This is a genomic window from Nocardia nova, assembly GCF_002933465.1.
In the GTDB taxonomy this organism is placed as follows: Bacteria; Actinomycetota; Actinomycetes; order Mycobacteriales; family Mycobacteriaceae; genus Nocardia; species Nocardia nova_B.
On sequence record NZ_PSZE01000059.1, the window covers coordinates 1 to 9332 of the forward strand.

8 protein-coding genes and 3 pseudogenes are annotated in these 9332 nt (G+C 66.2%); 7 read left to right on the forward strand and 4 right to left on the reverse strand.

What is annotated here, in order from left to right; all coding sequences use genetic code 11:
• Nucleotides 1-1037, forward strand: a 1037-nt coding sequence (tal, locus tag C5E41_RS32345; protein WP_104379476.1) for a transaldolase, incomplete at its 5' end; no start/stop codon positions are given.
• Here tal and C5E41_RS34295 read toward each other — a convergent pair.
• Complete coding sequence (locus tag C5E41_RS34295; RefSeq protein WP_181063532.1) at nucleotides 1000-1161, reverse strand: hypothetical protein; 162 nt, start codon at nucleotides 1159-1161, stop codon at nucleotides 1000-1002. The genes tal and C5E41_RS34295 overlap by 38 nt on opposite strands.
• A 237-nt stretch (nucleotides 1162-1398) precedes the next feature.
• Here C5E41_RS34295 and C5E41_RS32350 point away from each other — a divergent pair, with 237 nt between their 5' ends.
• Both C5E41_RS32350 and C5E41_RS35835 read left to right on the forward strand, forming a co-directional pair.
• Nucleotides 1399-2349, forward strand: coding sequence for an IS110 family transposase (locus tag C5E41_RS32350; RefSeq protein ID WP_104379477.1), 951 nt, complete (start codon nucleotides 1399-1401; stop codon nucleotides 2347-2349).
• Nucleotides 2350-2508: pseudogene (locus C5E41_RS35835) on the forward strand (succinate dehydrogenase iron-sulfur subunit); the annotation flags it as partial.
• A 420-nt stretch (nucleotides 2509-2928) separates the two neighbouring features.
• On the opposite strand, the gene C5E41_RS35620 reads toward C5E41_RS35835, so the two are convergent.
• Complete coding sequence (locus tag C5E41_RS35620; protein WP_258081408.1) at nucleotides 2929-3216, reverse strand: DUF6968 family protein; 288 nt, start codon at nucleotides 3214-3216, stop codon at nucleotides 2929-2931.
• A gap of 36 nt (nucleotides 3217-3252) precedes the next feature.
• Here C5E41_RS35620 and C5E41_RS35625 point away from each other — a divergent pair, with 36 nt between their 5' ends.
• The 4 genes and pseudogenes from C5E41_RS35625 to C5E41_RS32370 form a co-directional block, all read left to right on the forward strand.
• Nucleotides 3253-3642, forward strand: a complete 390-nt coding sequence (locus C5E41_RS35625) for a respiratory nitrate reductase subunit gamma (protein WP_258081409.1) — start codon at nucleotides 3253-3255, stop codon at nucleotides 3640-3642.
• Nucleotides 3643-3824: 182 nt separating this feature from the next.
• Complete coding sequence (locus tag C5E41_RS32365; RefSeq protein WP_104379479.1) at nucleotides 3825-6653, forward strand: aconitate hydratase; 2829 nt, start codon at nucleotides 3825-3827, stop codon at nucleotides 6651-6653.
• A 75-nt stretch (nucleotides 6654-6728) separates the two neighbouring features.
• Nucleotides 6729-7058, forward strand: coding sequence for a hypothetical protein (locus C5E41_RS36355; protein WP_146097779.1), 330 nt, complete (start codon nucleotides 6729-6731; stop codon nucleotides 7056-7058).
• A 38-nt stretch (nucleotides 7059-7096) separates the two neighbouring features.
• A pseudogene (locus tag C5E41_RS32370) lies at nucleotides 7097-7387 on the forward strand (MGMT family protein); the annotation flags it as partial.
• Here the strand turns inward: C5E41_RS32370 and C5E41_RS32375 are convergent.
• Complete coding sequence (locus tag C5E41_RS32375) at nucleotides 7366-7890, reverse strand: DUF488 domain-containing protein (RefSeq protein ID WP_104379482.1); 525 nt, start codon at nucleotides 7888-7890, stop codon at nucleotides 7366-7368. The pseudogene C5E41_RS32370 and the gene C5E41_RS32375 overlap by 22 nt on opposite strands.
• 814 nt (nucleotides 7891-8704) lie before the next feature.
• A pseudogene (locus C5E41_RS32380) lies at nucleotides 8705-9332 on the reverse strand (hypothetical protein); the annotation flags it as partial.

Here is a 9332-nt window from a genome sequence, read left to right on the forward strand (position 1 = left end):
TCGATGACGGAACGCTCGCGAACTACATCGGCGAGTACTCGATCACCGGGCTCACCTCCAACCCGACGATTTTCGACAAGGCCATAGAGGCCGGCGCCGACTACGACGACGACATCGCCGCCCGCAAGGCGGCCGGCGCGACCGACGAGGAGGTGTTCTTCGAACTCGCGCTCGATGACCTGCGCCGCGCCGCAGACCTGTTCGCGCCGGTCCACCAGCGCACCGACGGTGTGGACGGGTGGGTCTCCCTCGAGGTCTCCCCGCTGCTGGCTCACGACACGAAAGCCACCATCGCCCAAGCCGCCGCGCTGCACACCAGGGCCGACCGGCCGAACGTGTTCATCAAGATCCCCGGCACCGCCGAGGGACTGCCCGCCATCGAGGAATGCACCTTCGCGGGGCTACCCATCAACGTGACGCTGCTGTTCTCCGCTGAGCAATACCAGGCCGCGGCCGATGCCTACCTGCGGGGCAGCGAACGGCGCGTTCGGTCCGGCTTGAACCCCGCCGTGCCCTCGGTGGGCTCGGTCTTCGTCAGCCGCTGGGATACCGCCGTGGCCGACAAGGTCCCCGGCGAGCTTCGCGACCGACTCGGCCTAGCTGTCGCCACGCGGGCCTACCGGTCCTACCGAGACCTGCTCGATTCGCCGCGCTGGGGCCGGCTGGCCAACGAGGGCGCCCGCCCGCAGCGACTGCTGTGGGCCAGCACCTCGACCAAGAACCCCGACGCGCCCGACACGCTGTACGTCAACGCGCTGGCCGCCCCGTTCACGATCAACACCATGCCCGAGGCGACGCTGCGCGCGTTCGCCGACCACGGACGCGTCGACGCCTCGATGCCCACCGACAGCGCCGATGCCACCCAGACCCTGGGCGCCTACTCCGGCGCCGGCATCGACCCCCAGGGGCTGGCCGCCCAGCTGCAAAGGGAGGGCGCCGAATCCTTCGACACATCCTGGCGCAACCTGCTCGCCAGCATCGCCGCCAAGCACGACAAGCTCACCGCAACCGGCACACGAGCACCGACACGTAAGTGAGCAGCCGTCCGGCCACGACGCGTTCGCGCGCATCCTGCAGACCGCCTACCACGAGGTCCACATCCACGGCCCGCAGACGGTCCCCGATGCCGAGCAGCGGCTGCAAACCAAGCTGGAGAGCCACGGCATCACGCTGACCACCGACACTGATGATGGGAAGTGGTTCTGATCGTCGTGTCTCTCCCACCGACTGTCGCCCTGCTGGGTTGACCATCACTTGGTCTGACCGGCGGTCAGGACCGCTCGCGCTGGTCGGGCGGACATGACTTAATAAGAGCCTGGCGAAGCCTCATCAATGTCCTGTCTGCTCGCCCGACCAGCGTCGACCTACCGATGTTGATACGGGAAGGCAGTAACAAGCATGACAGTGACCGGGCCGGTCGCCAACCTCGTGGGCGGTGCCGACACCCACGCCGACACCATCCACGTCGCCGTGATCGACGCGATAGGACGCGAGCTGGGTGATCACGAATTCCCCACCACTGCGGCCGGATACCGGGCAGCGTTGGAGTTCTTCGCCTCGTTCGGGACCGTGGGCGTGGTGGGCATCGAGGGCACCAGCTCCTACGGGGCCGGGTTCACCCGCGCGGTCACCGCCGCCGGGATCGAGGTCCGCGAAGTTCTACGACCCGAACGGTCGGTGCGGCGCATGCAGGGCAAATCCGACCCGATCGACGCTTACCAAGCCGCCCGCGCGGTCCTTGCGGGGAAAGCGACCGCCGCACCGAAAACCGAACAGATCCAAGCACTTCGAGCGTTGAACACCACCCGCCGCTCGGCGGTGAAGGCCGCCACCGCCGCGATGAACCAGATCCACCACACGCTCGTCACCGCCCCGGCCGCGATCCGGGAGAAGTATCGCGGCCTCAGCGGCAAGGCATTGATCACCGCACTGGCGGCGAGCCGACCGAGCGGGACCGACCAGGTCGCGAGGGTCGTGCTGACCGCGCTGAAGACCCTGGCCCGTCGGCACCGGTTCCTCACCACCCAAGCCGACGAACTCCAGGAACAGATCCGAGACCTGGCCACAGCCGCCAACCCGCACCTGATGTCACTACATGGCGTGGGCCCCAACTCCGCCGCGCAATTGCTGGTCACCGCCGGAGCCAACCCCGACCGGCTCCGCAGCGAAGCTTCCTTCGCCGCCCTCTGCGGCACCGCACCGGTCCCCGCGTCCTCGGGCAAAACCCGCCGCTACCGACTCTCCCGCGGCGGCGACAGACACGCCAACCGCGCCCTGCACACCATCGCCCTGGTCCGCATGTCCTCCCACCCCCGCACCCGCGCATTCGTCGTCGACCTCTATTGCTAGATCAAACCGTATCTGATCACCTATGGGCCGAAACCCGAACGCGAACGATTGCAGTCTCCGGTGGATCGGGTACGTTTCGATGACACCACCAAGTGCATCCTGTGTGCCTGCTGCACCAGCGGCTGCCCCATCTACTGGAGCGAGAAGACCTATTACGGGTCGCCGACAGGCGAGTGCGGTGTGCGAGGGGAACGGCGTGACCGGTACCGGGTGCCGAGGTTTTCAGCCTCCCGCGCAGAGCCCAGGTCGCATAACCGCGTTGTGTTCGCGCGCTGTAGGCGTAGCGTCCGCGTTTGCGAGGTCCACACCCTAAGACATCCGCGCTCGATGAGCCCACAGCGAATTCCTGCTGAAGATGCACCTGCCTCCGGCCACCGACCTGCAGGACAGATTCGGAACAGGAGGTTCCGCAGCAACCCTTCCCTTGCCGGTGGCTGAACCCGATCCGTACCGTCACCGGTTCGGCGACAAGACAGATGCGGCCCCGGCTGATGCCCGAACGCCCCTGCCGAGCTACCCAGAGACCGGGTTCGGCAGGGGCGTTCTGTCGGATCGTTCAACACTCCTGCGGCAATCGCGCTACAGCGGGAACCCGAGGTCGGGGTCACCATCCCACGTGATCAACCCATCGCTGTTCCACGAATGAAGCACGGCCGCAATCATTTTCAGAACCAGAGTCAACGCCTGGACAGAATCGGATCCGCCCGCGGCGTGGTCGAGCGGTTCGTCGTCCATTCCCTCGATACGGAAGGGCGCATACCAGGTGAACGAGCCTTCCTGGTACGGCAATCCGATCGAGACGACGACCAACGACCCCGACTTGCGCAGCTCGCGGCGCGCGACGACTTGATGACCCGACTGTGGCATCGGTGCTCCTATTCGGTGTTCGTCACGGCTGGAGGGGTGCGCGCGACCACGACGCCGATCGACTATGTCGCATTGGTGCTGCTGCTGATCGTGGTGATCACCGGCGTGGCGCCGACGATCTTCGTCAACCTCATCGGCGAGGGATACGACTACCGCACCACCGTCGCGTTGTGGTTTCGCGGACTGTTCGGCGGCAACCCCGAGGTGAGCTCGATGGTCGGCGCACCGCTGATCTACCGGATACACGCCACCGCAGCCTGGGCCATCTGGATCGTCTGGCCCTTCAGCCGGCTCGTGCACGCGTGGAGTCTGCCCGTCTGGTACCTGTGGCGGCCCTACATCGTCTACCGCGACCGCGTCGCGACCGTGCCACACGAGCCCGGCACTTCGGGACGACGTTGGCGCAGTATCGGCAGCCGATACTGAGCCGAGACTGTTGGTTTCATCCGGCCCCGTGGGGCATACAGTGAAGCAGTAGGCCCGACGCTGCCGGCGCAGCGATGGCGATGGCCGGCAGCCCCTGATCAGGAGGCGCGTCACATGCCGGAATCGCCGTACCCGAACCGCAGCACCGAACACCCCGACGCAGCAGCGGTGGGGCGGCGGCCATGAGCGACAACAGTTTCGGAGCTCGCGCCGCGTGGAAGATCGAGGACCGAGAGTTCACCATCTACCGGCTCGACAGCGTTCCGACCGCGCACCGGCTGCCCTACGGCCTCAAGGTGCTGCTGGAGAATTTGATTCGCTGCGAGGACGGCCACCGCGTCACCGCCGACCAGGTCCGCGCCCTGGCCGCGTGGAATCCGGACGAGGTCGGTGCCACCGAAATCGCGTTCTCCCCGGCTCGAGTGTTGATGCAGGACTTCACCGGGGTGCCGTGTGTGGTGGACCTCGTCGCGATGCGCGATGCGATGACCGCGCTGGGTGGCGATCCGGGCCGGATCAACCCGCTGATCCCGACCGAGCTGGTGATCGACCATTCGGTGATCGCCGACGTCTTCGCCCGGCCCGACGCCTTCGCGATCAACGCGGAACTGGAATTCACCCGCAACGTCGAGCGCTACCAGCTGCTGCGCTGGGCGCAGCAGGCCTTCGAGAACTTCGCCGTCGTGCCGCCGGACACCGGCATCTGCCACCAGGTCAACCTCGAATTACTGGCGCGGGTGGTGTTCACCCGCGACGATCCGGACGGCGGACCACCGCTGGCATACCCCGACACCCTCGTCGGCACCGACTCGCATACCCCCATGGTCAACGGACTCGGCGTCCTCGGCTGGGGTGTCGGCGGCATCGAAGCCGAGGCCGCGATGCTCGGTCAGCCGATGAGCATGCTGATCCCGCAGGTTCTCGGGATCAAGCTGACCGGCGCGCTGCCGGAGGGCACCACGGCTACCGACCTGGTACTCACCGTCGCCGAGTTGTTGCGTCACACCGGTGTGGTCGGCAAGTTCGTCGAGTTCTACGGTCCCGGCGTGGCGAATGTGCCTCTGGCGAACCGCGCCACCATCGGCAACATGAGCCCCGAATACGGTTCCACCTGCGCAATTTTCCCGATCGACGCGGTCACGCTGGATTACCTGCGGCTCACCGGTCGCCCGGAGCAGCAGATACGACTCGTCGAGGCATACGCCAAGGAGCAAGGGCTCTGGCACGACCCGGACCACGAACCCGACTACAGCCAGCGCATCGAGCTGGACCTGTCGACGGTGGAGCCGTCCATCGCCGGGCCCAAGCGCCCCCAGGACCGCATCCCGCTGGCGCAGGCCCCGCACGCCGTCGCGTCCCTGCTGGACGCCGAACCGTCCGTGGCCGCAGCGGCCGGACTGGACGAGGCCTCGAGTGAGTCGTTCCCGGCCAGCGATTCGATCGCCATCGACCACGACCGAGCCGTCGACGGGCCGAACGCCCCGTGTGATTGCGGGCAGACGCACCAGTGGCCCTCTGCGCAGCAGGCAGTGACCCTCGCCGACGGGACCTCGACGACCCTCGATCACGGGCACGTGGTGATCGCCGCGATCACCTCGTGCACCAACACCTCCAACCCGTCGGTGATGATCGGGGCCGCACTGCTGGCGAAGAAGGCGGTGGAGAAGGGCCTGAGCGCGAAACCGTGGGTCAAAACCACTCTCGCGCCCGGGTCGCGGGTGGTCACCGACTACTACGCGCGAGCCGGACTCACGCCCTACTTGGATAAGCTCGGATTCTCGCTGGTCGGCTACGGATGCACCACCTGCATCGGCAACTCCGGGCCGCTGATCCCGGAAGTCAGCGCCGCCGTCGCCGTCGGCGATCTCACGGTGTGCTCGGTGTTGTCGGGCAACCGCAACTTCGAGGGCCGCATCCACCCGGAAACACAGATGAACTTCCTCGCCTCCCCACCGCTGGTCATCGCGTACGCGCTGGCCGGCACGATGCGTGTCAACCTGCTACGCGACCCGCTGGCGACCGCTCCCGACGGAACCCCTGTATACCTGCGCGACATCTGGCCCAGCACAGCGGAAATCGACGACGTCGTCGCCGCAAATCTGCGCTCGCAGATGTTCACCCGCGGCTACGCCGACGTCTACACCGGTGACGAACGCTGGCGGAATCTCGACGTCGCGGCCGGGCAGGTCTTCAACTGGGACGACGAGTCAACCTACGTCCGCCGCCCGCCCTACTTCGAGCACATGACCCGAGACCCCCAACCGGTCGACGACATCACCGGTGCCCGGGTATTGGCATTGCTCGGTGACTCGGTGACCACCGATCACATCTCCCCAGCCGGAGCGATCAAACGCGACGGCCCCGCCGGAACCTATCTACAGCAGCACGGCGTCGCACCGGCCGACTTCAACTCCTACGGCTCACGCCGCGGCAACCATGAAGTGATGATCCGGGGCACCTTCGCCAACATCCGGTTGCGCAACAGACTCGCCCCCGGCACCGAGGGTGGCGTCACCCGCCACCTGCCCGACGGCGAGCAGATGAGCATCTTCGATGCCGCGACCGCATACGCCGCCGAACGGGTGCCGCTGCTGATCCTCGCCGGAACCGAGTACGGCTCGGGCTCGTCACGAGACTGGGCCGCCAAAGGCACACTCCTTTTGGGCGTGCGGGCAGTGCTGGCCGAGTCGTTCGAGCGGATCCATCGGTCCAACCTGATCGGTATGGGCGTGCTGCCGCTGCAATTCGCCGACGGCCAATCGGTGCAGACACTCGGATTGACCGGCGAGGAAACGTATTCGATCACCGGACTGGCGCAGGCGAAAGCCACGGGCGCCTTTCCACGGCAAGCTGACATTCGTGCCGTCGACGACACCGGGCACACAACAGAATTCGCCACCACCGTGCGGATCGACACTCCCGCCGAAGCCGCCTACTACCGGCACGGCGGGATCCTGCACTACGTGCTCCGCCAGTTGCTCACCGACCGAGCCCGCAACAGCGAAGTGTGACCACATGACGCCATCCGCAGGCGCGCCCACCACCACCGCAATCCCGGGTCGGGCACACGGCGGGAGCAACTCGTGGTGACGTTGGATCGTCTGGCCGACGTGCTGAGTGGCTACGGGGTGCGAATGCGGTTGGGTGCGGTAGCCCGATCCATCCCCCTGCGCAGCGTGGTGATCCATGGGCCTGTCACCGACCCAACGGAAGTGGGCGATGTGCTGCTGGGCATCGGCGCTCGCTCGCCCACCACTCAGTGGTGCCTGAACTGCCAGCGGGAACTGCCTGCCCGCGACGATTACCGCCCGACACACAGACAGTTGTTTCGTCGCCGCTTTCCCGCGGCCCGAAACGACCACTCGTGCACCGCCGAAAAACTGGCATCGACGCGACCACCGGCCCGGGTGCAATGAATAAGGTAGGGGGTGGGGCGATATAGCCGTTCGCGCGCCGGGTCCTCGACCTGATCGACCAGATCCCGGCGGGCCGGGTGATGTCCTATGGCGCGATCGGCGAGTTGGTCGGCGGCGGGCCCCGGCAAGTCGGACGGGTTATGACCGCCTGGTCCGACGAGACCCAGTGGCATCGGGTCGTGCACGCCGACGGCACGCCCGCGTCCTGCCACGCCGGTCGCGCCGTCGACCTACTACGCGCCGAAGGCACTCCGATGCGCGGGAGCCGCGTGGACATGGCGCGCGCACAGTGGAACGGCCCGCACGATCACCCCGGGGTCGACGGATAGCGGACTCGTGTTCCATGGACCTCCGCGAATCTTGTCAATGCCGCCGGTGTGAGCTGCGCCGTGCCCATGATGTGCTGTACGTCGACGCCGCGCACCAGGAGTGCGTCGGCAACGAGACGGCGATGACAGCGCCAGAAGACAGCCTCAGCGCACATGAGAACAACGATATTTTTCGCGGCCAGCGCGACGAGTTCCTCGATCGCCTCCTCGAACGAGGGCGTCTGCATATAGTCGGCGTATCCGCGGAAAGACGTGTTGCGCCATCCGGTGTTGATCGAACATTCCGCCGGCTTCCGTAGTCCGCCCAGCCTTGGCAGCGGCTGGTACTCGATACCGGCCGCGGCCAGCGATCCCGCGAGCCGGTCAATGTGGAACTGCGGATTGTGCCGAGACTTGGGCACGGTTCGGATGTCTGCCACCACTCCGATGCCGAAATGCTGCAGTATCCCGACGAACTCCGTGATGGCGTGTGTGGAATGGCCGATAGTGTAAACGGTCGACATGGCCCTCCACAGGTTGGTCATATTGCCGTGCGGCAACAGGATTCATCGGATGGTGGTATCGCGAGCCGGCGAAGGTGTGCCAACCCACGCGCGGAATCGGCGACGGTGCCGATGTAGTCCGGGCCGCGAATGGTGACCGGCGCACCACCGCAGATCGCGCATAGCCCTCGAGCTGTCCGGCGCGTCATGATCTTCACGCGGATGTGACCGGGCTGTGCCAGGGTAGGTAGGACACGCCAGACCAGCCAGTGTGCCACCCGGCCAGACAACCGTGATATTCGGACGCCGCTTTTGGATGCTCCGTAACCACGAGATAGTTGGCAGAAGGCCGGTCTGCGTGCGGGTCCGCCCGTCTCCGGCACAGGATCACCGACACCGCCGACACGATCGGTGAGGACGAAGCCGCAAAAGGCTGAGCCGGACCGGTGGGCAGTCCCGAATCGCGTTCTAAGCGAAGAAGTCCAGACCGTGCGGGACGGCCGGTCGCCCGCGCCGACATCGAAGCCCTCGTAGCCGACATCTAAATTCGTGTACGTGTGCCCCGGCTCGGTCCCGACCGGCAGGCGGTCCGGATGCCACGCCGGCACCGAGGATCGTGGCGACCCGACCGATGGCGCGAGGCCGGTGGGAATAGAGCAGGGATCCGATAACGCCTATCGGCCCCGAAGAAGGGTGCTGACTTCGATCGGGCCGCGCGCCGCGAGGTAATCGGCCCACCCGCTCTGGGCGAACTGTGCCCATCGCGCGGCTGTGCCTGGATGGATTCCGAGCAGATCGCTGACTACCACCGACGGTAGCTCGGCAATGATGGTCATCATCGCGGTGTTGCGTGCGGCGAGGCTGGGCAGTCCATTGTCGGCAAGCAGCTGACGTAGAGAACGAGTGTGCGGGGACGGGTTGGCGGAGTGCCGGGGAACAGATAACGCGACTCCGCGACGGTGGGTAGCAGAGCGCGTGTGACACGCTGCGCAATGAGCTGTTCGACGAGCCGAGCGAGGCTGGGCGGCAACAGAACTGGGTGGTTGCTGATAGTGAGGTACGCGTCATGCTCGTCGGCGCGTTGGAAACGGTCCTTGGTGAGTTCGACGATATGGTCCAGCGACATGCCGTACAGCCGAATCAATGCACCGGCGACCCGGACGTCGAGCGCCAGACTGTCATCGGTGAGGCAGCGCCGCAGCTGGTTCTGGTAGTCCTCCAGTTCCTGGAACTCCTTGGCCGGCCCGTAAGTCGACTGCCGTGCGATGAGGTCGAGGTCACCGACTGTGCCCCGGTCACGAAACCATCGTAGGAACGCCGATAGCGGTTCCAGTTTGGGTTGAGTCCAGCAGGATGGTGTATGACCGGACGCCAGCAAATGTCTGAGCGTGTCGTAGCCGGGTAGAGGGTGGTCACCGCGTGATCCTTCAAAAGACCGCCAAGTCACTTGAAGGAAAGAAAGT